23 protein-coding genes are annotated in these 25,429 nt (G+C 71.6%); 16 read left to right on the plus strand and 7 right to left on the minus strand.

Annotated elements, in window-relative coordinates; translation table 11 throughout:
* Positions 1–43: 43 nt before the first annotated feature.
* The gene (locus tag ACZ5PB_RS38840; protein WP_468697935.1) at positions 44–1,084 is read left to right on the plus strand and encodes a MupA/Atu3671 family FMN-dependent luciferase-like monooxygenase; all 1,041 of its coding nucleotides are present in this window, start codon (positions 44–46) and stop codon (positions 1,082–1,084) included.
* 110 nt (positions 1,085–1,194) lie between these two features.
* Entirely contained in the window at positions 1,195–2,139 is a 945-nt protein-coding gene (locus ACZ5PB_RS38845) for a TauD/TfdA family dioxygenase (RefSeq protein WP_468697936.1), read from the plus strand.
* Positions 2,140–2,280: 141 nt separating this feature from the next.
* On the opposite strand, the gene ACZ5PB_RS38850 is transcribed toward ACZ5PB_RS38845, so the two are convergent.
* Positions 2,281–2,913 carry a response regulator gene (locus ACZ5PB_RS38850; protein ID WP_468697988.1) on the minus strand — a complete coding sequence of 211 codons (633 nt, stop codon included), beginning with the start codon at positions 2,911–2,913 and terminating at the stop codon, positions 2,281–2,283.
* Entirely contained in the window at positions 2,913–4,133 is a 1,221-nt protein-coding gene (locus ACZ5PB_RS38855; RefSeq protein ID WP_468697938.1) for a sensor histidine kinase, read from the minus strand. The genes ACZ5PB_RS38850 and ACZ5PB_RS38855 overlap by 1 nt, the downstream gene beginning before the upstream one ends.
* A gap of 109 nt (positions 4,134–4,242) precedes the next feature.
* Between ACZ5PB_RS38855 and ACZ5PB_RS38860 the strand changes: the two genes are divergently transcribed.
* From ACZ5PB_RS38860 to ACZ5PB_RS38890, 7 genes are all read left to right on the plus strand, one after another.
* Entirely contained in the window at positions 4,243–5,010 is a 768-nt protein-coding gene (locus tag ACZ5PB_RS38860) for an ABC transporter ATP-binding protein (protein WP_468697940.1), read from the plus strand.
* Positions 5,010–7,379 (plus strand): FtsX-like permease family protein, encoded by a 2,370-nt coding sequence (locus ACZ5PB_RS38865; RefSeq protein ID WP_468697941.1) that lies wholly within the window; start codon positions 5,010–5,012, stop codon positions 7,377–7,379. The genes ACZ5PB_RS38860 and ACZ5PB_RS38865 overlap by 1 nt, the downstream gene beginning before the upstream one ends.
* Positions 7,380–7,970: 591 nt before the next feature.
* On the plus strand, positions 7,971–8,753 hold the full coding sequence (locus ACZ5PB_RS38870) for a thioesterase II family protein (RefSeq protein ID WP_468697943.1): 783 nt from the start codon (positions 7,971–7,973) through the stop codon (positions 8,751–8,753).
* A 211-nt stretch (positions 8,754–8,964) separates the two neighbouring features.
* Positions 8,965–10,743 (plus strand): fatty acyl-AMP ligase, encoded by a 1,779-nt coding sequence (locus ACZ5PB_RS38875; RefSeq protein ID WP_468697944.1) that lies wholly within the window; start codon positions 8,965–8,967, stop codon positions 10,741–10,743.
* Positions 10,740–12,482, plus strand: coding sequence for an acyl-CoA dehydrogenase family protein (locus tag ACZ5PB_RS38880; protein WP_468697945.1), 1,743 nt, complete (start codon positions 10,740–10,742; stop codon positions 12,480–12,482). Before ACZ5PB_RS38875 ends, ACZ5PB_RS38880 begins: the two co-directional genes overlap by 4 nt.
* Positions 12,479–14,170 carry an acyl-CoA dehydrogenase gene (locus ACZ5PB_RS38885; RefSeq protein ID WP_468697946.1) on the plus strand — a complete coding sequence of 564 codons (1,692 nt, stop codon included), beginning with the start codon at positions 12,479–12,481 and terminating at the stop codon, positions 14,168–14,170. The genes ACZ5PB_RS38880 and ACZ5PB_RS38885 overlap by 4 nt, the downstream gene beginning before the upstream one ends.
* Positions 14,171–14,471: 301 nt before the next feature.
* Positions 14,472–14,768 (plus strand): acyl carrier protein, encoded by a 297-nt coding sequence (locus tag ACZ5PB_RS38890; RefSeq protein WP_468697947.1) that lies wholly within the window; start codon positions 14,472–14,474, stop codon positions 14,766–14,768.
* A 128-nt stretch (positions 14,769–14,896) separates the two neighbouring features.
* Here ACZ5PB_RS38890 and ACZ5PB_RS38895 read toward each other — a convergent pair whose 3' ends face one another.
* Entirely contained in the window at positions 14,897–15,115 is a 219-nt protein-coding gene (locus ACZ5PB_RS38895) for an MbtH family protein (protein WP_468697949.1), read from the minus strand.
* A 391-nt stretch (positions 15,116–15,506) separates the two neighbouring features.
* Between ACZ5PB_RS38895 and ACZ5PB_RS38900 the strand changes: the two genes are divergently transcribed.
* Both ACZ5PB_RS38900 and ACZ5PB_RS38905 read left to right on the plus strand, forming a co-directional pair.
* Positions 15,507–15,992: a hypothetical protein gene (locus tag ACZ5PB_RS38900; protein ID WP_468697951.1), complete on the plus strand. Its 486-nt coding sequence runs from the start codon at positions 15,507–15,509 to the stop codon at positions 15,990–15,992.
* A gap of 158 nt (positions 15,993–16,150) precedes the next feature.
* Entirely contained in the window at positions 16,151–17,248 is a 1,098-nt protein-coding gene (locus tag ACZ5PB_RS38905) for a helix-turn-helix transcriptional regulator (RefSeq protein ID WP_468697952.1), read from the plus strand.
* Between the two features lie 101 nt (positions 17,249–17,349).
* Here the strand turns inward: ACZ5PB_RS38905 and ACZ5PB_RS38910 are convergent, their stop codons facing one another.
* Positions 17,350–17,883 carry a flavin reductase family protein gene (locus ACZ5PB_RS38910; RefSeq protein ID WP_468697954.1) on the minus strand — a complete coding sequence of 178 codons (534 nt, stop codon included), beginning with the start codon at positions 17,881–17,883 and terminating at the stop codon, positions 17,350–17,352.
* Positions 17,884–18,284: 401 nt separating this feature from the next.
* Here ACZ5PB_RS38910 and ACZ5PB_RS38915 point away from each other — a divergent pair, with 401 nt between their 5' ends.
* On the plus strand, positions 18,285–19,214 hold the full coding sequence (locus ACZ5PB_RS38915) for a TauD/TfdA family dioxygenase (protein ID WP_468697956.1): 930 nt from the start codon (positions 18,285–18,287) through the stop codon (positions 19,212–19,214).
* 31 nt (positions 19,215–19,245) lie between these two features.
* Positions 19,246–20,061, plus strand: a complete 816-nt coding sequence (locus tag ACZ5PB_RS38920) for a 4'-phosphopantetheinyl transferase family protein (protein ID WP_468697958.1) — start codon at positions 19,246–19,248, stop codon at positions 20,059–20,061.
* A gap of 69 nt (positions 20,062–20,130) precedes the next feature.
* Here ACZ5PB_RS38920 and ACZ5PB_RS38925 read toward each other — a convergent pair whose 3' ends face one another.
* Positions 20,131–21,840 carry an AfsR/SARP family transcriptional regulator gene (locus ACZ5PB_RS38925; RefSeq protein ID WP_468697959.1) on the minus strand — a complete coding sequence of 570 codons (1,710 nt, stop codon included), beginning with the start codon at positions 21,838–21,840 and terminating at the stop codon, positions 20,131–20,133.
* A 340-nt stretch (positions 21,841–22,180) separates the two neighbouring features.
* Positions 22,181–22,579 carry a hypothetical protein gene (locus ACZ5PB_RS38930; protein WP_468697961.1) on the minus strand — a complete coding sequence of 133 codons (399 nt, stop codon included), beginning with the start codon at positions 22,577–22,579 and terminating at the stop codon, positions 22,181–22,183.
* A gap of 304 nt (positions 22,580–22,883) precedes the next feature.
* Here ACZ5PB_RS38930 and ACZ5PB_RS38935 point away from each other — a divergent pair, with 304 nt between their 5' ends.
* A complete protein-coding gene (locus ACZ5PB_RS38935; protein WP_468697963.1) occupies positions 22,884–23,552 on the plus strand; it encodes a DUF4097 family beta strand repeat-containing protein in 669 nt (222 codons plus the stop codon).
* 89 nt (positions 23,553–23,641) lie between these two features.
* Here the strand turns inward: ACZ5PB_RS38935 and ACZ5PB_RS38940 are convergent, their stop codons facing one another.
* Positions 23,642–24,664 (minus strand): helix-turn-helix transcriptional regulator, encoded by a 1,023-nt coding sequence (locus ACZ5PB_RS38940; RefSeq protein WP_468697964.1) that lies wholly within the window; start codon positions 24,662–24,664, stop codon positions 23,642–23,644.
* A 168-nt stretch (positions 24,665–24,832) separates the two neighbouring features.
* On the opposite strand from ACZ5PB_RS38940, the gene ACZ5PB_RS38945 reads away from it, so the two are divergent.
* A complete protein-coding gene (locus ACZ5PB_RS38945) occupies positions 24,833–25,057 on the plus strand; it encodes a hypothetical protein (protein WP_468697965.1) in 225 nt (74 codons plus the stop codon).
* 79 nt (positions 25,058–25,136) lie between these two features.
* Positions 25,137–25,418: a response regulator transcription factor gene (locus ACZ5PB_RS38950; RefSeq protein ID WP_468697967.1), complete on the plus strand. Its 282-nt coding sequence runs from the start codon at positions 25,137–25,139 to the stop codon at positions 25,416–25,418.
* Positions 25,419–25,429: the final 11 nt, after the last annotated feature.

The raw sequence follows: 25,429 nt of genomic DNA on the forward strand, positions 1-25,429 counted from the left end.
ACCCCATCCACCCCACCCACCCGGACCACCCGAAGGACCGTCCATGGACCTCAGCCTCTTCTACTTCGCGCACGACTCCACCGCGCCCGGCCAGGCCGGCCGCTACGAACTGCTGATCGAGGGTGCGAAGCTGGCCGACCGGGCCGGGCTCGCCGCCGTGTGGACCCCGGAGCGCCACTTCGACCCCTTCGGCGGGGCCTACCCCAACCCGGCCGTGCTCGGCGCCGCCCTCGCCATGTCCACCCAGCGGGTCGGCATCCGCGCGGGCAGCGTCGTTGCCCCGCTGCACCACCCGGCGCGGATCGCCGAGGAGTGGTCCGTGGTGGACAACCTCTCCGGCGGCCGGGCCGGCGTCGCCTTCGCGTCCGGCTGGAACACCGTCGACTTCGCGCTGCGCCCGGAGAACCACGCCGACCGCCGCACCCTGGTCCGCGACACCGCGGAAGAGGTGCGCAGGCTGTGGCGCGGCGAGGCACTCGCCACCACCGACGGCCTCGGCCGCCCCGTCGAGATCCGGGCCTACCCGCCCGCCGTCCAGAGCGAGTTGCCGATCTGGCTGACCTCGGCCGGCGGCGTGGACACCTTCCGGGCGGCCGCCAGGATGCGCGCCGGAATCCTCACCCACCTGCTGGGCCAGTCCCTGGAGGAGGTGGCGGGCAAGATCGCCGAGTACCGGCGGGTGGCCGCCGAGGAGCACGACGGCTGGGGCGGCCACGTCGTCCTGATGCTGCACACCCTGCTCGGCGACGACCTGGAGCAGGTCCGCGAGCAGGTCCGCGAGCCGTTCACCAACTACCTCAAGAGCTCCGCCAACCTCACCGCGAAGTCCTTCACCGGCAAGGAGACGGACCTCTCCGAGATGAACGCCGCGGACATGGACTACCTCGCCGCCCGCGCCTTCGACCGCTACTTCGAGACCGGCGGCCTGTTCGGCAGCGTCGAGCGTGCCGCCGAACTGCTGCCGCAGGTACAGGCGTTGGGCGTCGACGAGATCGGCTGCCTGGTCGACTTCGGGGTCGAGTCCAAGACCGTGCTCGACGGCATCGAGAAGCTCGGCAAGCTCAACGAGATCATCTCCCGCTGAGCCCCTCCCGCCGAGCCCCGCCGCACGTCACGCACGCCACGCACATCTCGTACGTCACGCACGTCACGCAAGCCACACCCTCAGATGAGCCAGACGAGACAGGAGACGTCATGAGCACGACCCTGCGGGCGGACCGGACCTGGTCCCCGCGCGAGATCACCGGCGCCGAGGCCCAGGGCCGCGACCTGGCCGACCACCTCACCGAGCTCGGCGCGGACGGGCTGACCGAGCTGCTGACCGAGCACAAGGCGCTCGTCTTCCGGGGCTTCGGCGTCACCCCCACGTCCATCGAGCCGGTCCTCGACCAGCTGCTGCCCAACCGGCTGCCGTACGTGCACGGGAACTCCCCGCGCACCCGGGTGCGCGGCAACCTCTACACCTCCACCGAGTACCCGCAGCGCTTCACCATCTCGATGCACAACGAGCTGAACTACGCCCACCGCTGGCCGGCCAGGCTCGCCTTCTACTGCGAGACGGCCGCCGAGTCCGGCGGTGCCACCCCGGTCGTGGACGGCGAGCTGTGGCTGGCGTCCCTGGACGCCGAGGTCCGCGAGGCGTTCGCCGGCGGCATCCGCTACGTGCAGAACCTGCACGACGGATACGGCCTCGGCAAGAGCTGGATGGACACCTTCGAGACCGACGACAAGGCCGAGGTGGAGCGCTTCCTGGCCGCCTCCGAGGCCGAGTGGGAGTGGGGCCCGGACGGCATCCGCGTCGTCCAGCACCGCAAGTCCACCACCACGCACCCGGTGACGGGCGCCGAGGTCTGGTTCAACCAGGCCGACCAGTGGCACCCGGCGGGCCTCGGCGACGAGACCTCCAAGGAGCTGTACGACATCCTGCCGCCCGAGGAGTTCCCGCAGTACGTCACCTTCGCCGACGGCAGCACCATCCCCGACGCGTACGTCACGCAGATCCGCGACCGCGGCCTGGAGCTCGCGGTGGACTGCGACTGGCAGGTCGGCGACGTGCTGCTGATCGACAACGTCCTCACCGGCCACGGCCGCCGCCCCTTCGAGGGCTCCCGCCGCATCCTGGTGGCCATGTCCGACTGACCCCCGGCCCCTGCCCCCGGCCGGCCCCCGTCCTCCCACCCCCCAGGGAGTACGGGGGCACCGGCATGCCCCCGGGCCCGAACGGCCGCCCGGCTCATTCCCGAACGGCCGCCCGGCACACGCCCGTACGGCTGCCGCCCCTCACGCCCGCAGGAACGCCAGCACCGCCAGCACCCGCCGGTGCCCCTCGGTGGCCACCGGCAGGTCCAGCTTGGTGAAGATGTTGCCGATGTGCTTGTTCACGGCGGCGTCGCTGACGAACAGCTCCGCGGCGATGGCCGAATTCGTACGCCCCTGGGCGATCAGGGCGAGCACCTCGCGCTCCCGGGGGCTCAGCCCCTCCAGGGGGTCCTTCCGCAGCCGTACGAGCTGCTGGATCACCTCCGGGTCCACCACTGTCCCACCGATCGCGATCCGGTCGATGGCGGCCGTGAAGTCCGCCACCGCCGCCACCCGCTCCTTGAGCAGATAGCCCACCCCGGCACCGCCGCCGGAGTCCAACAGGCCCAGCGCGTACGAGCGTTCCACGTACTGACTCAGTACCAGCACCGGCAACCCGGGGAATTCCTCCCGGAGTTGCACGGCCGCCTTCAGCCCGTCGTCGCTCAGCGTCGGCGGCATCCGTACGTCGGTGACGATCAGGTCCGGCCGCTCCGAGCGCACCGCCGCGACCAGGGCGTCGGCGTCACCGACCGCCGCCACCACCTCGTGCCCGACCCGCTGCAACAGCCCGACCAGGCCTTCGCGTAACAACACAGCGTCCTCTGCCACGATCAGGCGTAGCGACACGGAACCTCCACATGCAACAGGGTGGGACCACCGACCGGACTCGACACCCGCATACGGCCGTCCAGCGCCCTGACCCGGTCGGCGAGCCCGGTGACACCCGTGCCCGCCTCCGTGTCCACGCCGCCGTTCCCGTCGTCCGTGATGTCGAAGATCAGCAGATCGGCATGGTACCGACCGCGCACCTCCGCCTTCTGGGCCCCGCTGTGCTTGGCGATGTTCGTCATGGCCTCGTTGATGAGGTAGTACATCGTCGTCTCGACCTTCTTCGGCAGCCCCTCGGGCAGCCGCAGGTCCACCGTGACCGGGATCGGGAACCGGGCGGCGTAGTCCTCGATCGCCGCGACCAGCCCGTGATCGGCCAGTACCGGCGGATTGAGGCCACGGATCAGCGCTCTCAACTCCTGGTGCGCGGTGGAGAGTTGGGTCTCCGCCTGGGTGAGCAGCTCGGCCTGCGGGGAGCCGGGCGGGGTGTCCAGGCGCAGCATGCCCAGCGTCATCCCCAGCGACACCAGCCGCTGCTGCGCCCCGTCGTGCAGATCGCGTTCGATCCGTACCCGCTCCGCGTCGAAGGCGTCCAGCAGCCGCACCTGCGAGGCGCGCACCTCGCGCAGCTCCTCCCCGAGCTCCTTGTCGCGCGGCGCCAGGAAGGTGCGCGCCATCGCGGCCCGCGCCCCCGCCCACGAGGTCACCGTGTACGGCGACGCCAGCAGCAGAGCCGCCGAGAAGATCGCCCACGGCCACGTCTCACTGTCCAGCGAACTGAGGAAGACCGCCGGCAGACCGAAGCAGAAGAGCAGCACCATCAGGTCCACCCACCACAGCCCCGCCGACGAGATCAGCGTGAACACCAGCTCCCGCCAGGTCACCTGCTCCTTGAGCCGGGTCATCACCCACGCCTTGGTGCCTGGTTCGTTCGGACGCTGGTGCGGGTCGGGCAGTTGGTCCAGGTCCACCAGCCGCAGCCGCCACCGCTCCAGCCTCGCCACCACGGTGGAGGCCATCACCACCCCCACCAGAGGGGCGACGCCGATCAGTACCACCAGCAGCGACAGCCCGGCCGCCAGCCCGGCGGCGAAGATCACGATCGCCGCCGTGCCGACCAGAACACCGCTGCTCAGATAGGCGAGGGACCGCCAGGGCCAGCTCGATTTCAGGAAGCTCATGGGGCGCTGAGCCATGGCCTGCCAGGCCGTTGTGGGACGCATGTGGCCACCGTAGCCCGGCAGTTCGAACCACCGGGGTAGTGCTGGCACTACCCGCGAAGTAGAGGGTGGGTCAGTGCCCCGACCCCCCCTCGTGCGGTGAGATCAATGCATGACGACAACGACGCAAACCTCCGTACAGGACGCAGTCGAACTCCACGGCGTGCGCAAGGTCCACGGCACTGGCGACCACGCGGTCACCGCACTGGACAGCATCTCCATCGGGTTCCCCCGCGGCACCTTCACCGCGATCATGGGCCCCTCGGGCTCCGGCAAGTCCACCCTGCTGCAGTGCGCGGCCGGCCTGGAGCAGCCGACCGAAGGCCAGATCGTCCTGGCGGGCGTCGACATCGGCAAGCAGAACGAGAAGCAGCGCACCGAGCTCCGCCGCAAGCACATCGGCTTCGTCTTCCAGGCCTTCAACCTCGTCGAGTCGCTCACCGCGGCCCAGAACGTGGAACTGCCCTCCCGCTTCGCCGGCCGCAAGGTCGACCCGAGGGCCGTCGCCGCGGCGCTCGCCTCGGTCGGTCTCGCCGAGCGTTCCAACCACCGTCCCAGCCAGCTCTCCGGCGGCCAGCAGCAGCGAGTCGCCCTCGCCCGCGCCCTGGTCACACGCCCCGACGTCCTCTTCGCGGACGAGCCCACCGGCGCCCTGGACACCGTCACCTCCAAGGAAGTGCTGAGGATGATGCGGATGCTGGTCGACCAGGAGGGCCAGACCACGCTGATGGTCACCCACGACCCGGTGGCCGCCTCCGTGGCCGACGTCGTCGTCTTCATCAAGGACGGCCGGATCGCCGACCGCATCCCGCTCCACCGCGACCCCAACGCCAACAACGCCGCGGCCATCGCCGCCCACATGGCCCGGCTGGAGGCGTGATGTTGATCATCGCGAACGTACGCGAGCGCTGGTCCAGCTTCCTCGGAGCCTTCCTCGCCGTCATGGTCGGCGTGGCCCTGATCACCACCACCCTCGTCATCTACGACTCCAGCCGCCCCACCGTCCAGGACCGCTACTCCGGCGCCGCCGCACTGGCCCTGCCGCAGCAGGCACTGGAGACGGACGGCAGCGCCGAGGACCGGATGCCGTGGAGCCCGGCCGAGGCCGCCCCGATCCGCGCCCAGCTCGACGCGGTCCCCGGAGTCTCCTCCGTCGTCATCGACCGCTCCTTCTACGCCCAGGCCATCCAGAACGGCAAGCCCGTCACCGACGAGGGCGCCGCCGAAGCCGGACACGGCTGGGGCAGCGCCCAGATGGCGCCCTACAAGCTGGCCTCCGGCCGGGCACCCAGCGCCGCCAACGAGGTCGTCGTCGACAAGGCGCTGGGCGTGGCCGCAGGCAGCACCCTCACCGTCAACATCACCGAAGGCCGCAAGCCGTTCACCGTCGTCGGCACCGTCGATGGCCCCGGCTACTACTTCAGCGAGGCGTTCGCCGCCAAGCAGCAGCCCGGCGTCAGCACCTTCGGCCTGATCGCCGACAAGGGGGCCGCCGCCTCCGCCATCGCCGCCGGCGCCCAGAAGATCGTCGGCGACAAGGGCTCCGTCCTCACCGGCGACGCCCGCTCCGAACTCCAGCCCCAGTACGTCGAGCACAAGCGCAACCTCGGTGTCCAGCTCATCGGCGCCATGGCCGCGCTCGGCCTCTTCACCACCGTCTTCGTCGTCGCCTCCATGCTGGTCCTGTCCACCGGGATGCGCCGCCGGGAGATCGGCCTGCTGCGCACCATCGGCGCCGCACCCAGCCAGATCCGCCGCATGATCCTCGGCGAGGCCGCCGTCGTCGGCCTCCTCGGCTCCGCCGTCGGCTGCCTGGCCGGCATCGCCGCCGCCCCGGTACTGCGCGACATCCTCAAGGGCCTGGACGTCACCCCGCCCGGCATGGAGATCAGCGTGGCCGCCTGGCCGCTGCTCGTCGCCTCCGCGGTCGGCATCGGCGTCAGCGTCATCGGTGCCTGGGCCGCCGGCCGCAAGGCCGCCAAGGTCGCCCCGATCGAGGCACTGCTCGACAGCCGCTCCGCCAACAGCGGGATGGGGCGCGGCCGTTGGATCGCCGGACTCTCCGTCCTCGGTCTGGGCGCGGTCCTGGCCATCGCCACCGCCACCACCGGCGCCGACAGCCGCATCAGCATGGCGCTCTTCGCCACCATGACGCTCATCGTCGCCGCCGCCCTGCTGGCCCCCGCCCTCGTCGGCCCCATCGGCCGCCTGCTCACCGCCCCCTTCCAGAAGCGCGGCAAGGCCGACTCGGTCCTGATCCGCTCCGAACTCACCGCCAACTCCCGCCGCGCCGCCTCCCTGGTCGCCCCCGTCATCGCCGCGGTCGGCTTCGCCGTCCTGCTCAGCGGAGCGGTCGAGACGATGCGCGTCGCCTACCCGGCCGGCGAAGCCCTCAAGGTCGCAGGCCAGACCATCGTCACCTCCGACGGAACCCCCGGAAACACCGACGAGGTGGTCGCCGCCAACCCGGTAGGCAAGGCCTCCGTCCCGACCCGCGCCTTCATCGGCGACAAGCACACCGTCCTGGATGTCCTCGGCACCCGCGACCCCCAGTGGAACAAGCCCGGCGAGGCCGTCCTCGGCCAGCGCACCGCCACCGACCTGGGCCTGAAGGAGGGCCAGAGCACCCCGGTCCGCTTCGCGGACGGCACCACCGTCAACCTGAAGATCAGCAAGGTCCTGGCCGACGACCCGGCCCGAGGCGACTTCGTGGTCGCCCGTGACCTGGTCCGGGCCCACGACCCGGCCGCCCTCACCGACGACATCTTCGTACCCGCCGGCCACAAGGCCTCCGCCGCGGTCCCCGGCACCGCCGTCCACGACGCCCTGCAGTACGCCCTCGACGACTACAACACCGACGCCAAGCTCACCGACAGCCTGGCCGCCATGCTCATCGCCATCGCCGTCGGCTACAGCGTGATCGCCGTCGCCAACAGCATGGCCATGGCAGCCCACGGCCGCCGCCGCGACTTCGCGGTCATGAAGTCGGCGGGCGGCACGGTCCGCCAGCTCCTCAAGCTGGCGGCCAGCGAGACCGCGGTCCTGGTCGGCGTCGGCGCCGGCCTCGGCATCCTGGTCACCCTGCCCCCGCTGGCCGGAATGGCCTCCGGCCTCTCCCAGGCCACCTCGGCCGACGTCGGCCTCCACCTCAACAACGGCGCCATCACCACAGCAGTCATCGGCACCCTGGTCGCAGCGATCCTGGCGGGGGTGATGGTCACGGCAAAGACCCTGAAGAAGCCCGCATAACCCACCACAACCCACGAACCCAGCCCGCCCGGTACGGAGGTAGGAAGGAGGCGAACCCCCAGAAAAACCAAAGCGGGCACCACACCACCAGAACGGCCCCGGGGAATCCCCCCGGGGCCGCTCCCGTGCACCACCCCACCCGTTACCCCACCCCCTCGACCGCCGAAGCCCCTACGCCCCCGCCCCCTTGGGCGGCGGCCCCCGCCGAGCCCCCTTGGGCGGCGGGGCCGCACCCACCCGTTGCCCCGCCCCCTTGTGCGGCGCGGCCACCCCTACGCCGCCCGCCTCCTTGGGCGGCGGGGCCGCCCCCCCCGGGGGCGGAACGGGCGGGCAAGGGGGCGGCCCCCGACGGAGTCGCACCTTCCGCCCCCGCCCCACCTCCGCCATGGCCCCCACCCCCACACCCCCGCCACAGCCCCCTACCGCCCACCGCACCGCACCGCACCCCGCCCTCCGCCGGAGCCCGCACCCAGCCACCCCCCCACCGCCCCCACCCCCCAAACCCGGACACACCCCACCCCACCCCCACCGCTTATAGACCGCGGATAGCGCCCCTGACTCTGCTGGTCTGCGCAAGCGCGATGGGAGGCGATGACAGTGACGATTCCGGACCTGCGCACGCAGTCTCGGTGGCTCAGGCCGTTCCACCAGGTGCCCCGGCCCCGGTGCCGACTCGTGTGCGCCCCGCACGCGGGCGGCACCGCCCACGCCTACCGAACCTGGCCCACCGGCCTCCCGGCCGACGTCGAGGTGCACGCCGTGCAGTACCCCGGCCGCCAGGACCGGCTCGGCGAACCCACCCCCACCACCATGGCCGACCTGGCCGGCCCGCTCGCCGACGCACTGGAACCCTTCCTCGGCGAGCCCCTGGCCCTGTTCGGCCACAGCATGGGCGCCCTCGTCGCCTACGAGGCGACCCTCGAACTCGAACGCCGCCACGGCAAGGTCGTGGACCTCCTCGCCGTCTCCGGCTCGCGCGCCCCCCACCACCGGGAGACGCACGACCGGCACGAACTCGACGACGCCGCCCTCATCGAGGAACTCCGCAGCCTGAACGACTCCTTCGACGACCTGCTGGCCGCCCCCGAACTCCTCGACCTGGTACTGCCGCCCATCCGGGCCGACTTCGGCGTCGTGGCCCGCTACCGCAGGGACACCCCCGTACCCGTGGCCGCCCCCCTGCTCGCCCTCGGCGGCACCACCGACCCCGACGTCAGCCCCGAGGACCTGCACCGCTGGCGCGCCTGCACCAACGGCGCCTTCGGCACCCGGGCCCTGACCGGCGGTCACTTCTACCTCACCGACGAGCAGGCCGTTCTCGACGTGCTCGCCCCCTGGCTCCCCACCCGGCGCCACGTCACCCACCGGGTCTGACCGGGACCCACCACCCCGAGCCCGACGCACCCCGAGCCCACCACACAGAGCCCGACGCACCCCGAGCCCACCACCCCGAGCCCGACGCACCCCGAGCCCGACCCGGACCGGCTCCGACAAGGCCCGGCTCCGACAAGGACCGGCGACAAGGCCCGGCGGTCCGACCCCCGTCGGCCCGCCCCCGACCCCACGACACAGGAGTACGCGCAGCATGGCTGACCTGTCCGGCGCCTCGAACGTCGTCGAGATCCTCACCGAGAACGCCCGCACCCGCGGCGACTTCCCCGTCCTCGCGGTCGTCCCCGACCCCGCCAACCCCGCCACCGCCCAGTGGGCGACCAACGAACAGCTGGACCGGGCCGCCCGGGTCTGCGCCCTGGAGCTGCTGCGCACCTGCCGCACCGGCGACCGGGTGCTGCTCCTGCACCCCAACTCCGTCGAGTTCGTCGTCTCCCTCCTCGGCTGCTTCTACGCAGGCCTGGTCCCGGTGCCGTCCTCCATGCCCGGCCGCTACCAGCAGGACCAGCGCCGCGTCCGGGGCATCGCCCGCGACGCCGCCGTGACCTGCGTACTCACCTCCCCCGACGACCACGCCGAGGTCAGCGCCTGGGCCAGGACGGAGAACCTGGACGTCCCCGTCCTGGTCCCCGACACCGACCCCGCCGCCCCCACCGAGCCCTTCACCCCGCACCTGGCCGCCCCCGACGACCTGGCCCTCCTCCAGTACACCTCGGGCTCCACCAGCGACCCCAAGGGCAGCATCACCACCCACCGCAACCTGCTCATCAACGCCGGGAACATCGACACCTACCTCCCGACCCGCGAGGGCCAGCGCTACGGCGGCTGGCTGCCCAACTACCACGACATGGGCCTGATGGGGCACATCCTGACCCCGCTGCTCACCGGCCACGGCATCGCCCTGATGACCCCGACCGCGTTCCTGCGCCGCCCCCGCGCCTGGCTCGAACTCGTCGACCACTTCGACATCGGCCTGTCCGCCGCCCCCAACTTCGCGTACGAGCTGTGCCTCACCCGCGTCCCCGACGAGGGCATCGAGGACCTCGACCTGTCCCGCTGGGAGCAGACCATCAGCGGCTCCGAGCCGGTCAAGGCGAGCGTCGTCGAGGCCTTCGCCGAGCGCTTCGCCCCCACCGGCCTCGTCATCGAACAGTGCACCCCCTGCTACGGCATGGCCGAGTCCACCCTCCTCATCTCCACCACCTCGGGCCGCATCCCCGTCGTCCTGCACTGCGACGCCACCGAACTGGAACAGGGCCGCGTGGCACCCGCCGCCGACGGCACCGGCCGCGCCCTGGTCAGCTGCGGCGAACCCCGCGACCTCGACGCCGTCATCGTCGACCCGGCCACCGGCCGCGCCCGGCCGGACGGCTCCGTCGGCGAGATCTGGCTGCGCGGCCCCTCCGTGGTCGCCGGCTACTGGCACAACGACGAAGCCACCGCCGCGACCTTCGACCAGCACCTCACCGACGACGAGAACGACACCGGCGGCTGGATGCGCACCGGCGACCTCGGCACCCTCGTCGGCGGCGAGCTGTACGTCACCGGACGCCTCAAGGAAATGATGATCGTCCGGGGCCGCAACATCTACCCGCACGACATCGAGCACGAACTGCGCCAGCACCACGAGGAGTTGAGCGACACCTTCGGCGCGGCCGTCGCCGTACCCACCGAGGACGGCACCGGCGAGCACCTCGTGGTCATGCACGAGGTCCGCCGCCGGGGCACCGACGAGGAGCTCGCCCGCCTCGCCGCCCGCATCCGCAACACCGTCGCCCGCGAGTTCGGCGTGCGCGCCGACTCCGTCATGCTCATGCGGCGCGGCGCCGTCCGCCGTACCACCAGCGGCAAGATCCAGCGCTCGGTCATGCGCGCGCTCTACACCGGCGGAGAGCTCGAACCGCTGTGGTCCGACGGCTACCGCACGGCCGCCGCCGAGCCCGCCCTCGCCGCCGCCAGGGGGGACCGATGAGAGCGGCCGGCCTCGAAGCCCACCTCACCCGGTGGTCGGCGCCCGGCGGCCCCTTCGACCCCGCCCTGCTGGCCGCCCACGACGAGACCGAGACCTTCCCCGCCGAGGCGTGCGCCGCCCTCGACACCTGGGGCCTGCCCGAGCACTACGTACCCCTGCGGTACGGCGGACGGCAGGACCGGCTGGAGGAGATGCACGCGCTGCTGCGCAAGCTGGCCGCCCGCGACATGACGGTGGCCGTCGGCCACGGCAAGACCTTCCTCGGCGGCGCCTGCGTGTGGGCCGCCGCCGACGACGGACCCGCCGCGATACTCGCCCGCCACGTCCTGGCGGGCGAACCCGTCGCCTGGGGCCTCACCGAACCCGGCAACGGCAGCGACCTCCTCGCCAACACCCTCACCGCGACCCGCAACGGCTCGGGCTGGCTCCTCAACGGCCGCAAGTGGCCGGTGAACAACGCCACCCGCGGCCGCTTCATGTGCGTGCTCGCCCGCACCGACCCGGCAGGCGGCGCCCGCGGCTTCACCGTCTTCCTCATCGACAAGCGCGCCACCCCCGAGGGCACCGTCCGCCCGCTGCCCAAGATGCCCACCCACGGCATCCGCGGCGCCGACATCAGCGGCCTCGAATTCGCCGACGCCCGGGTGCCCGCCCACGCCCTCGTCGGCACAGTCGGCGGCGGTGTCGAACTCGTCCTCAAGGCACTCCAGCTCACCCGCATCGCCTGCGTCGCGCTCTCCCTCGGCGCGGGCGATCACGCCCTCGCCCTGCTCCGCCGCTTCCTCTCCGAGCGCAAGCTGTACGGAAAACCGCTGGCCGACCTGCCGCACGCCCGCTCCGTCGCGGGCCGCTCGGTGGCCCGCCAGTTCCTCGCCGAGGCGCTCTCCCACACCGCGGCCCGCGCCGCCCACGAGATCCCGGAGGAACTCAGCCTGGTCTCCGCCGTCACCAAGGCCTGCGTCCCCGGCATCATCCAGGGCCAACTGCGCCTGATAGGCGACCTGTTGGGCGCCCGCGGCTTCCTCACCGAGGTCGAGGGGTACGGGCCCTTCGCCAAGCTGGAGCGCGACCACCAGGTCGTCCCCGTCTTCGACGGCAGCACCTGGGTCAACCGGGCCGGCCTGGCCGCCGCCCTGCCCCTGCTCCGCCCCGGCGGCCCGCGCGCCGCCACCCCGCCGCCGAACCCGCCCGCCCAGTGGCTGCGCGAGGACTACGACAGCGCGCCGCTGGACGCGGACCGGCAGCGGCTGATGGCCCCCCGCGACTCCGTACTCGGCTCCCTGCCGCAACTGGTCGCCGACCTCACCGCCGAAACCGGCGAGGACAACGGGGACAACGGGGACACCGGCGAGGGCACCTGCGCGGCCACCGAGACCGCCCGCCTCGCCCGCGCCCTGCTCACCGCGTACGAGCGCCTCGGCGCCGACCTCGCGGACGTCCGCCCCACCGGCGGCACCCCCAGCACTGCCGTGATGCGGCTCGCCGAACGCTACGAGTGGTGCTGGGCGGGCGCCGCCGCACTCGCCCTGCACCGCGCCCGCCACCAGCGGCACGGCGACGAGTGGTGGCAGGACGCGCTCTGGCTGCGCGGCTGCCTCGCCCTGGTCCTGGAACACCTCGGCGACCGGCAGGAGTCGGCCGGCGAGGTGTACGACCGGCTCGGCGGACTCCTGATGACCGAAGCGGGTGCCCGGGCGACCGTGCTCGACACCCACATACGGGTGGAGGTGCCCGCATGAGCGACCTGATGTCCCGTAGCGCAGACCTGGAAAAGCTCCTCGGCGACCCCTGGGACCACTCCAGCGGCACCGGCTTCGCCGCGGCCGTGGCCGCCGACGAACGCGAGGAGAACGCGCGGGCGGCCGAAGAGGCCCTCAACGAGTTCAACATCCTCGCCGAGGTCGTCCCTGAGCGGCTCGGCGGCCGGTTCTCCCGCGCCGACCACCTGATCGAGGTGATGCGCTCGGTCTACCGCCGCGACCCGGCACTCGGCCTCGCCCACTGCTCCGGCCAGCTCCTCGCCGGAGTCAACATCTGGACCTCCGGTTCCCCCGAACAGCAGGCCACCGCGGCCGGTCTCCTCCTCGACGGCCGCAAGATCGCCTGCGCCTTCCACGAACTCGCCCACGGCAACGACGTCGGCGCCGTCGAGTTCGCCGCCGACCGCCACCCCAGCGGCACCGGCATGATCCTGAACGGCAGCAAGGAGAGCATCTCCAACCTGGACCGCGCCGACGCCCTGGTCATCCTCGCGCAGACCGACCCGCGCGGCGGCCCCCGCGCCCGTTCCCAGCTCTTCCTGCCGCTCGACAAGCTCGATCCCCGGCACGTCCGGTTCCTGCCACGCTTCCGCTCGGTCGGCATGCGCGGCGTACGCCTGGGCGGCATGGAGGTCAACGGCCTGCACGTCGACGACGACGCACTGCTCGGCGCCCCGGGCACCGGAGTCGAGACCATCGCCCGCGCCTTCCAGCTGACCCGCATCGCCCTGCCCGCCATGAGCACCGGCCTGCTCGACACCGCCCTGCGCGTCACCCTGCACCACACCCGCGGCCGCCGGCTCTACGGCCGCCCGGCCGCCGCGGTGCCGATGGTGCGCACCACCCTGGCCGAGGCGTTCACGGACCTGCTGATCTGCGAGGCCCTCTCCCGGGCCGCGTCCCGCGGACTGCACCTGACCCCCGAGTCCGGCAGCGTGCACGCCCCGGCGGTGAAGTACCTGGTCGCCGGGATGCTGCTCGACGCCACCGAACGGCTCGCCCAGGTGATGGGCGCGGAGTTCTACCGCCGCGACGGCGAGCACGCCGTGTTCCAGAAGCTGGTGCGCGACGTCAAGCCCATCGGTTTCGGACACATTGCCCGCGCGGCCTGCCTGTCCGCCCTGCTGCCCCAACTGCCCGCCCTGACCTCCCGGTCCCACCGGAACCCGGCCGACGCCCCGGGCGGCCTGTTCACCGCCGAAACGATCCTGCCCGCGCTGGACATGCCCGCGCTGCGCCTGGTCTCCGGCGGCCGGGACCGGCTCGCCGCCTCGCTCGGCACCGCCCTCGACCAGGACCTCCACCCGACGGTGCGCCCGCTCGCCGAGGAACACGTACGACGCCTGGGCGAACTCGCGGACGCCGCAGCTGCCTTGAGGCCCCGCGACCTGTCCATCTCGGCCGACGTATCCGTACGCGACCTCGCCGCCCGCTACACGGTGGCACTCGCCGCCGCGGCGTGCCTCGGGGTCCACCGGCACGCGCCCACCGGCGACTTCCTGTCCCGGCCCGAATGGCTCGTCGCCGCCCTCACCCGCCTCACCGGATTCGAGCAGGCGGCACCCGTCGCCCTGCCCCTGGAGGTGGAAGGGGCGCTCATCGAGGAACTCATGACCCGCGACGACCAGCGCCTCTCCTTCGGCCTCACCTCCCGTCCCTACGCATGAACCGCGCGGACCACACGCACCACGTGCACCACACGCACCACGTGCACCACACGCACCACGTGCACCGTGCGGACCGCATGAACCGCGCGGACCGCACGCACTGCACGCACTGCACGCACTGCACGCACTGCACGGACCGCACGCGCCACGGGCACTGCTCGGATCGCACGGACCGCACGCACCACGTGCACCGCGAGAACCGCCGCACCGCCGCCCGCCCCGGCGCGGGCGGCACCCCGAACTCCCATCCCCCACAAGCACGTTCCTCACTCCGCCCGTCCCACGAACCGAGGAGACCCTCGTGATCACTCCCGCCCCCGAATTCGACACCGCCACCCCGGCCGGCCTGGAGGGCTGGCTCATCGAGCGGGTCAGCGAGTACCTGCCCGACCTCACCGAACAGATAGACCCGGACCGCGAACTCGGCGAGTACGGCCTCGACTCCATCGCGGTGGTGGCCTTCGCCGCCGACGTGGAGGAGCGCCTCGGCACCCCCCTCGACCCGACCGCGATCTGGGACTACCCGACCGTGGCCCAGCTGGCCAAGCACCTCTCGGTCGAACTCGACCAGCGGAGCCCGCAGTCGCAGGCCGCCTGAGTGCCCCTCACGGGCCCGGCACCACCGGTGCCGGGCCCGCCCCGTGGGGCACGCACAGGGAAGGGGCCGCGGTGGTGATCCCACCGCGGCCCCTTCCCTGTGTGCCCTGTGCCGTGCTCGTGCGCGGTTCAGGCCGCGCTGCCCGCCATGGCCCTGACCAGGCTCAGCGGGCGCATGTCGGTCCAGTTGTTCTCGACGTACTCAAGGCAGGAGGCACGGGAATCCTCCCCGTGCACGGTCCGCCAGCCGGCTGGGATCTCGGCGAATGCCGGCCACAGCGAGTGCTGGCCCTCGTCGTTGACGAGCACGTAGTACGACGCCTCTTCGTTCTCGAACGGATTGGCCACGGTGCCACCTCACAAGTGCGCGCGGAATTGCGGTTGGTGAGAGCGTCGGCCGCCCCTCTACGAGATTCCTACGCCGCTCCGCCTAATCGATCATGCGCCGAATCCGCCCCGAACGGCCCCCGAACGGGCCCCGCACCGCCGCTGCCTGCGGCTTTCCCCGGTATGGCCGGGTTGAGAGGGGGTCGAGGGGCGGTAGAGGCGGGTGCTGTCAGTTTGATGCCATCGCAACAGGATGAAGGGTTCCTTACCTGGCAACCCCCGAATCAGGCGGCAAGAATCCTTCTCAGGGAAACACGGCAGGCACCACCGGAATCCCGCCGAAGAGAACACCGGCGGAAGATCGGAAGTGTTTGGCGGTCCGAGCGGGAAATACTCTTGGGGGAGTACGGAAATGAAGTCCACTGCATTCCAGAAGATATCCGTCGCCACTGCAACCCTGTTTTCGCTGGTCGTCGTGCAGATGGCCGCAGGCACCGCATTTGCCAGTGACAAGGACAGCGCGCGGCAGCCATCTTCGGTCAGTGTCCGGGACCTCTCCACGGACCCCTCCGACCCGGGCTGGCAGACCCCTCCCACCGGTGTGCGGACCGATGACGCGGTGACCGGTGACCCGGGCTGGCAGAACCCGCCCACCGGCCTGGGGGCCGCTGACGTCGTGACCGGCGACCCCGGCTGGCAGAACCCGCCCACCGGCCTGCAGGGCGACGTCTCGGTGACCGGCGACCCGGGCTGGCAGAACCCGCCCACCGGCCTGCAGGGCGACGTCTCGGTAACCGGCGACCCCGGCTGGCAGAATCCCCCCACCGGCCTGCTCGCCGATGTCGCGAACCCTTCCGACCCGGGCTGGCAGAACCCTCCCACCGGCATCTCCGGATGACCTGCTGACTAATTCCGGATCCCCTCACCCTTCCCCTCGGCCGGGGGGAAGGGTGGCTTATTTTGGCCATGTCTACGTGTTACACTGCGCGGCGTCGTGGAGAACTTACGGTGATTTCGTACGACAGGCGTGGGGGACGCGTGCTGGAGCCCATTGGATTGAGCGAGGACGCAACCGAGGTTTATCGAGCCTCATTACTGAATTCGTGCGGATCGATCGAGGAACTGACCCGGCTGGTCGGCCGACCGGTCGAAAGTGTACGCAGCGCCCTGGACGACTGCGTCCGGCTCGGCCTGATCCGTCCCTCGTGGGAGGTTCCCGGCCAACTCAGGGCCACCAGCCCCGATGTCGCGCTCCAGGCCCTCCTGGCCCGCCAGGAATCCACCCTGCTCGCCCGGCAGCGTCAGATGGCCGAGGCCCGGGTGGAGGTCGCCCGGCTGATGGAGGAGTTCTCCGCCTCCCGCAACCGAAGACGCGGCGAGGTCGAACGGCTGGAGGGCATCGACCAGATACGCGACCGCATAGAGGAGCTCACCCTCAACTGCGAGCGGAGCCTGGTCACCCTGGCTCCCGGCGGACACCAGAACTCCGACAACCGCGAGGCCGCCCGCCCGCTCAGCCAGTCCCTGCGCGAACGCGGCGTCGCCGTCCGCACCATCTACCTGGACAGCATCTACAACGACCCCGCCACCCTCGAACACGCCCGCTGGCTGGTCGAGTTGGGGGACGACGTCCGCACCGTCGCCTCCCTCCCCTCCCGCATGATCGTCTTCGACGGCGAAGCGGCCATCCTCCCGATGGACCCCGACAACAGCGGCACCGGCGCACACCTCTTCCGGGGCCGGGGCCTGCTGGCCGGCCTCTGCGAACTCTTCCACCTCATCTGGGAGCGCTCCGCACCCCTGACCACCGCCCGCCGCCAGCGCACCAGCACCGACTCCCAGGGGCTCACCAGCCAGGAGAAGGCCGTACTGCGGCTCCTCGGCGAGGGATTCACCGACGAGGGCGTGGCCCGCAAACTGGGCGTCTCGGTGCGCACCGGCCGCCGGATCACCGCCGACCTGATGGGCCGGCTCGGCGCCAAGAGCCGCTTCCAGGCCGGAATGCGCGCCGCCCGCCTCGGCTGGCTCGACGAGCTGCCCGCCCCGGACGCCGAGAACGACAACGACAGCGACAGCGAGCTCGTCGGCCTCCTCCAGAGCGCCCCGAAGGCGATCGGCGCAGTACCCAACCCGCGCTCCGGCGAAGGCTCCTGACGGCTCGTCACCACCCGTCACCACCAGAAAACGGCATCCGCGCACCTGCGGCCGGCCCCGTAACGGGACCGGCCGCAGAAGAAGCAAGAAAAGCCGGCCGCTCAGGCAGTACGCGCCCGCACCATCGGAGAACCGAGGAAACCACCCCGGTAGTACAGCAACGGGCCCGCCTCCTCCACGGCGTCGCCCACACTCAGATCCAGCACCCGGCCCACCACGATCCGGTGGTCACCGGCCGGAACCACCGACTCGATCCGGCAGTCCACCCAGGCCAGCCCGCCAGAGATGCGCGGCGAACCCGTCGCCGCGGCCGGACTCCAGTCCACCCCGGCGAACTTGTCCGCACCGCTGCGCCCGAACCCCCGGCACAACTCGGCCTGGTCCGCGCCCAGCACGGTCGCGCAGAACGACCCCGCCCGCTCGATCCGGGGCCCGCTCGTCGACGTCTCGGCCACCGCGAAGGCCACCAGCGGCGGTTCCAGCGACAGCGAGACGAAGGACTGGCAGGCAAAGCCGACCGGTGCCCCCTCGTCGACGGCGGAGATGATCGCCACCCCCGTACAGAACCTGCCGAGGACCTCCCGGAAGCGACGCTGATCGAGGCGGATGGCAGTGGGGGTGGCGGTGGCGGTCATGTTCACGAGCACCTCACAGGGCAGAAGGAACGACGGAGTACGGGCCCGCCCGTTCCGGATCCCGGAGCCGTCGCCACGCCGTCCGGGGGACGAACCACGTGGCGTCTTCCGTCACATCGTCGGGGAGCACAAACTTCCGGCGGCCTCTACGCGCCGCCTATAAGCCCCGGCCCCGTCGGCGCCGCCAACTCGCCAACCGGGCAAGGTCTTTGGCCGGAACCCCCGCCCGCCATAGGAACGCAGTAGGCGACCGGCTTTCGATTGGTCACGTGCCGTAAGCGTCCGGCACACCTTTCCCGTCCCCTCTCACCGGCAGTCACCCCGCGGCCGGCCTCCCCGACCCCAGGTCGCGGCGGCCACCCGGCGGCCCGCCCCCGTTGAGACGCTGAAGAAAGGCCGCTATGGCGATGGAGGACTGGACCCCTCTGGAGATCGATCCAGAAGGCATCGGCGGCCCCGAAGAGCTCGTCGACCGGCTCAAGATCATGGGCCCGGAGGAGCTGACCACCCTCCTCACCGAGGAGAAGGCCGTGGTCTTCCGCGACTTCGACATCACCGCGGACTCCCTCGAAGACATCCTCGACCTCGTGCTGCCCAACCGGTTCGGACGCCCGAACCGGTGCGACCGCATCGGCGGCAACATCCGCGTCACCGGCCAGGACCGGCCGCACGCCACCGTCGCCCCGCACCACGAGATGAGCTGCAACCACGTCTGGCCCACCCGCCTCGCCCTCCACTGCCACACCGCCCCCACCAGCGGCGGCGCCACCGTGGTGGTCGACGGCGAACGCTGGCTGGCCGCCCTGGATCCCGAAGTGCGCGAACGGTTCGCCCCCGGGGTCCGCTACGTCCGCTACCTGCACGACGGCCCCGGCCTCGGCGACAGCTGGCAGGACACCTTCGAGACCACCCACCGCGAAGAGGTCGAGGTCTTCCTCGACGGCACCGGCGACGAATGGTCCTGGAAGGCGGACGGCGGCATCCAGGTCACCCGGATCCGCCCCGCCACCGTCGCCCACCCCGTCACCGGCGCCGAGGTCTGGTTCAACCAGGCCCACCGCTGGTACCCGCCCGCGTACGACGACGACCCCGCCTGCGCCGCCCTGTCCCGGGTCCTCCCGGTCGACGCGCCGCCCCGCGACGTCACCTTCACCGACGGCTCCCCGATCCCCGAGGAGTACGTGCTCCAGATCTCCGACCGGGGCTTCGACCACGCCGTGGACATCGAGTGGAACCGCGGCGACCTGATGCTTCTGGACAACGTGGCACTCGCCCACGGACGTCGCCCCTTCACCGGCCGCCGACGCATCTGCGTGGCCATGTCGGACTGACGCCCCCCGACCCCGTCAAGGAAGCTGCCCCATGCACGATGCCTCATATCGAAGTCTGCGCGAGAACGACGCCGTTCACCTCTGGCAGGGCCGTGCCCGGGACGAACCCGACCCCGGGGAACTCGCCCTGCTCTCCGAGGAGGAACGCGCGATCGCCGCCCGCCGCCCCGCACCCGTCGGCACCTGGTACGCGCACGCGCACGCCGAGGTCCGCCGCATCCTGGCCGGATACTGCAACGCCGACCCCAGGGAACTGCGGATGGGCCGATGGCCGTGCCCGCGCTGCCCCGACCCCGCCCACGGCCGGCCACGCCTGCTCTTCCCCCGTACCGGCCTCGACTTCAACCTGTCCCGCTCCGGCCCGTACTGGCTCCTCGCGGTGGCCGCCGAACGACCCGTCGGCGTCGACCTGGAGACGGCACGGGCCCTCGACGACATCTGGAACACCTCGCTCGTCGTCATGTCCCGCGCCGAACTGCGCCACCTCGCCTCACTCCCCGACGACGGGACGCGCACCGCCGCGTTCTACCGCGCGTGGACCCGCAAGGAAGCAGTCGCCAAAGCGAGCGGAGTGGGTGTCGTGGCCGACCTGAGCACCATCGACGTACGCCCGCACCTGGCCGGCCCGGTCGCGGTACGGCACGTCGAACCACGCGGTCCCGACCTGTGGCTCGTACGCGATCTGCCGATCGGGCCCGACCGGTACGCGGCCCTGGCCAGGGAACCGCAGGCCACCGGGCCCGTCCTGCTGATCGACCCGGCGGGCCCCCGCACCTCCCTGACCCAGCTCGCCGCACCGGCCGCCGCACCACCTTGCCCGGCCCTCACCCCGCACCCCGGCGGATAGCGAAAGGAGAGGACACAGGTACGGGTACGGGTACGGGCAAGGCGGACGCACCCGGTCCGACAGCTCATCTCAGGCCACCGACTCCTCGGCGGGACAGCACGTCCCCGCGAACAGCCGCAGCAACTCGTGGAGCCGGTAGACAGGTACGCCCGGCTCGTCGGACACGGACAGCAACCCGTCGTCCACCAGGGCCTCCAGGCCCCTCTCCACCACGTCCGGCTTCAGCCCCAGATCCCGGGCCGCCGACCGTGCGGAGAACTCACCCGGCCGCAACCGGGACAGGAGCATCAACAGCTCCCGCTCCTCCCGGCCCAGCCGGGCCAGCGACACCTCCAGGCTGCGGGGGACCGAAAGCCCCCGCGCCTGGAGCTCCCGCAACCGGCTCCGCGGATCCGCCAGCCGGCCCGCGAGCCGCCCCAGCGAAGCCCCCGGGCGCCCGGCCAGCCGCGTGGACACTATCCGCAGCGCCAACGGCAGCCCCCCGCAATGCCGGACGATCTCCTGTGCCGCCTGCCGCTCCGCCGTGATCCGCGCCGGATCCACCGACGCGCACAGCATCCGGTAACCCTCCTCGGCACCCAGCGGATCCAGCACCATCGTGTGCAGCCCGCCCACCGGACCCAGCGCCGTCCGACTGGTGATCAGTACGGCTGGCTCCGGAGCCCCCGGCAGCAGCGGCGCCAGCTGCAGCTCGCTGACGGCGTTGTCCAGCAGGATCAGCAACCGGCGCTTCGCGGTCCGCGTCCGGTATAGCCGGACCAGCTCGTCCAGGTCCGGCTGCACCGCACCCACCGGCTCACCCAGCGCGCGCAACAGCCCCACCAGTACGTTCCGGGGGTCCTGCGGCGAACCGTCGGGGTAGCTCAGGTTCGCGTACAGCTGCCCGTCCGGAAAAGCGTCCAGGCACTCATTGGCCGCCCGTACCGCAAGCGCCGTCTTCCCACTGCCCGCCATACCGGTCAGCAGGAACCGCCGCGCATGCCAGGAACGACCCTCCGAGGGCGGCAACAGGCGCTTCAGCTCCGCGAGTTGGGACTGCCGGCCGACAAAGTCGGGGATGTCCGGCGGCAGCATCGCCGGCGGCACCAGGGCGGACACCGGCCGGGCCAGCGTGTCCGGAATCGGCTCACAGCTCAGCACCGCCTGGTACGCCGCCGCCAGCTCGGCCCCCGGATCCACCCCCAGCTCCTCCGCGAGCACACGGCGCCCCTCGTGGAACGCGGACAGCGCGTCCGCCTGCCGGCCGCACCGGTACAGCGCCTTCATCAGCTGCGCGCGCATCCGCTCCCGTACCGGGAACTCGGCTACCAGCGCGGTCAGTTCGGGCACGATCTGGCGGTGCCGGCCGAGCGCCAGATCCACATCGATCCGGTTCTCCGTCGCCGCCGCCCGCGCCTCCTCCAGCCGGGGCAACTCGGTGTCCGCCAGGAACTCCGCCACGTTCGACAGCGCGGAGCCCCGCCACAGATCGAGCGCGTCCCGCAGGTGGGTGTCCGCCCGCTCCAGTTCCCCGGCCTCCTGCGCCTCCGCGCCCAGCCGGGTCAACTGCTCGAACTCCAGGAAATCCACCCGGGCGTTCCCGGTGTCCATGGCATAGCCCGGCAACTGCCGCACGATGCGCACGCTCTCACCGAGCTGCATCCGCAGCCGCGAGATGTACGTGTAGATCTGCGCGCTCATCGTCGCGGGCGGATTCCACCCCCACAGGAGGTGGCTCAGCCTGGCATCGGACACCATCCGTCCCCTGGCCAGCAGAAGCGCGGCAAGGACGGTCTTCACCTTCGTACCTGACAGGAGAATGCTCTCGCCGTCTCTGTGGGCCTCTACCGGGCCCAGAATCCGGAATTCCATGGCACCCCCGTTTGGTTGCTTTCCGGCGGCTCCAGTCTCGGCCCGAATCAGTCGGCGTGGCAGGTTCTGACCTGTCAGGAGGTTGCTACGGCAGGGCCCTGCAACTTCCTGACAGCCACCACCGCTCCCACCCGCAAAACCCCTGCCCGTACGCCTCCCTGGCCGGAACGGGCCAACCCGCACCCACCCACCTGCCTGGCCGGAACAGGCCAAAGGCGGCCTCCCGAAGGAGACCGCCTCCACGCGACAGCCCGTACGAACGAACGGCTCAGGCGTTGAACCCTCCGAGCCGCGCCCCGGTCACCGGCGCCTTGAACTTCTGCACGAAGTCGAAGTCCTTCCGCACCTTGGTCCCACCGGTGAAGTGCGGACAGATCATCGGGCCGATCTCACCGTCCGACCCCATGCTGATGTACCACCCCACACATGTGGCATCCGGCCACCAACCGGGCAGCAGGTCCTCCACGAAGCCGGTGACCCGCACGCTGCCGTCGCTCTGCGGACACAGCGAAATCTCACCGCGCCCGAAATCCTTGTCCTCCTTCGCGGTGATACAGGCAGCCGACGCCGACGGCGCCGTAGGCGCGGCCTGAGCGGCCGGCACGGTCAGCAGCATCAGGGCTCCGGCAGCCGCGGCAGCGGTCAAGGCACGGAAGATCGATTGCACTGTCCCTACTCCATCCTCTGGACTCCGGTACGGGGAACCCGTCCGACCACGACTGTGCCGATCGCCCTACAGCAAACATATGCAGAGCCGGCCAGTAGCGTTCACCACCCATCCATTGCAACGCAACGACGGCAGTCCGTTGCATTGGATTCAAATCCATTGCAACACTTTCTCTGCTTTGACCTGCATAAATGACAATCGAGCGCAATGAAGATGTTGCCATCACTTGGAAAGCTACGTAGCTTTTCGTTCATCAGAAACGGCGCGGCCAACACGGGCCCGCCGCACGAGAAGGAGCAGAACAATGCAGTTCACCACCACCGCCCCGATCACCACCGTCCTCGACGTCCCCGCTGCCGCCGTCCGGTTCATCGCCGCCGACCGCGCCGACACCACGGTCGAGGTCCGCCCCGCGAACGCCTCGCAGAGCCGCGACGTGAAGGCCGCCGAGCGGATCACGGTCGACTTCGCCGACGGCATCCTGAGCATCACCGCCGCACCGGCCAAGAACCGGGTCCTCGGCAACTCCGGCTCCGTCGAGGTCACCGTCCAGCTGCCCGCCGGCTCCCACGTCCGGGCAAAGGTCGCCGCAGGCGAGCTGCGCGGCACCGGTCGCCTCGGCGACGTCACCTTCGAGGCCGCCCAGGGCACGGTCAAGCTGGACGAGGCCGCCGGCGCCCGCCTCACCCTCCTCGCCGGGGACATCACCGTCGGCCGCCTGGCCGGAGACAGCGAGCTCAGCACCAAGAAGGGAGACCTCCGCATCACCGAAGCCGTACGCGGAAACCTCGAACTGGCCACGGAGTCCGGCGAGATCAGCGTCAGCGCCGCTGCCGGAGCCTCCGCGATCCTCGACGCCGACACTTCCTACGGCCGCGTGCACAACGCCCTGAAGAACACCGACGGAGCCGCCGCCGCCCTCCAGATCCACGCCACCACCGCCTACGGCGACATCACCGCCCGCAGCCTCTGACGCCCCGTGCACACCCCGCACCCCGCACCACCTCAGGCACCCAGCGAGGGCCTTCGCAGCGGAATACGGCGAAGGCCCTCGGTGCCGCCTCACTCGTCGAGCAGCCCCGAACGCGCCGCCGCCACACCCGCCTGGAAGCGGCTCTCCGCCCCCAACTGCTCCAGGATGTCCGCGATATGCCGACGCGCGGTACGCAGCGACATGCCCAGCCGACGCGCCACGGCCTCGTCCTTCAGCCCGGCCGCCAGAAGCCGCACGATCGTGTCGTCGACCGCCTGCGCCACCTGCGCGAGCCCTTCCTCGGCGGCCGCGGTGAACGGCTGGGCCAGCGCCCACGTCTGGTCGAAGATCTCGCACAGATAGGCCACCAGGGATTCCTGGCGTACGACGACCGCGCCGAAGGAACCGTCGGCGAGCGGCAGGAAAGCGGTGTGCCGGTCGAAGACGATCAGCCGGCCGAACAGCTGGTGCGCCGTACGGTACTCGGCCCCGGACACCGAGACCTGCTCCACGTACGCCTGGCAGGAGGCATTGAACCGGGCCGTGTGGTGGTAAAGCGTCCGCATCCGCACGCCCCGCGCGAGCAGCGCCCGGTCCCGGCGCAGCGACTCCTCCATCGCCTCGGGCGACTTGACCCCGCCGGGCTGGCTCGCGATCACCTCGCTGGCGCAGCTGTGGGACTGGTACTCCAGCGCCGCGCGCACCTCCGACCGGCTGGCGATGACCTCCACGCTGTCACCGGCGCGACCGCTCGACGCACCGAGGTAGTGAGGAAGGAACCCCGCCAACATCGTCCGCTGGGCAGCGAGTTGGGTGTGCAGCTCGGCCATCCGCTCCTCCAGCGGAGCACATACGGCGTGCACGGCCGCATGCGGCGCGACCGCCTGCGCCTGACCGGGTTCCTGCGGATCGAGATGTACGAGCTGCAGGCGCACCAGCCGGTCGAGCGCCGCCTGCGCACCTCCTGGGTCCAGACCGAGCAGGCTCAGATGGGCGGCGAGTGCCTCGGGATCAACCTGACGGTGCTCCAGCACCCATGCGTAGACCGCGGTGTCGGTCCGGTCAGGCCCGCACTCCGAAGCCTCGTACGGCAAATCCGAGCGTATGCCCATTTCGTCCCTTCGTCAGCTTGCTGCCGGGGAAGTTGGTGAGGGGCCCGCGGCATGGCGCTGTCACTGCCACGCGCCACATCCTAGATCCACGAGAGGCACCCCCTCAAAGGGGACCGATCAGTGAAGAACCGCCTGTCAGACCCCTGTTGAACGTCCCCTGGAGGAAACATGAAGTCCTGGTTCGTCACCGCCGCCGCCCTCATGGCCCTCGTGCCCGCGGCCCCCGCCGTCGCGGCCCACTCCACCGGCCACCCCGCACCGGCCGCCGCGTCAGCCGACGCGGCCAAGGCCGCCACCGCCAAGGCGACCGCCAAGGCCGCCGCCCGGCACGCCGCACCCCAGGACGACACCTCCTGGGGCTGCCACACGCCCCTGTGCAAGCCGCTCGACTGACCTGACCCGCACCCCCGTGGCCAACAGCCCCCAGCGGTCGCCCACCGGGCCCCGCCGAAAGGCCGAAAGGGAGACCCCGATGTCCCACACCGCGCCCCCGCGCCTCAGCGCCCGCGAACTGCAGATCCTCCGTCTCCTCCTGGACGGCTCCACCTACCCCGCGATCGCCCACCACCTCCGCCTCAGCCCGCACACCGTCGACACCTACCTGCGTCGCATCCGTGCCAAGACCGGAGCCTCCAACCAGTTCCAGCTCGCCGTCGTCGCCTGCCGCATCCACGGCCTCCCCGACGAAACCCCCGGCCTCGGCCTTGCCGTCACGGCGGGCACCGGCGCCCCCGGCCAGGCCTCCACCGGCTGAGCAAGCGGCCC

The sequence above is a fragment of the Streptomyces sp. NPDC032721 genome (assembly GCF_055579625.1).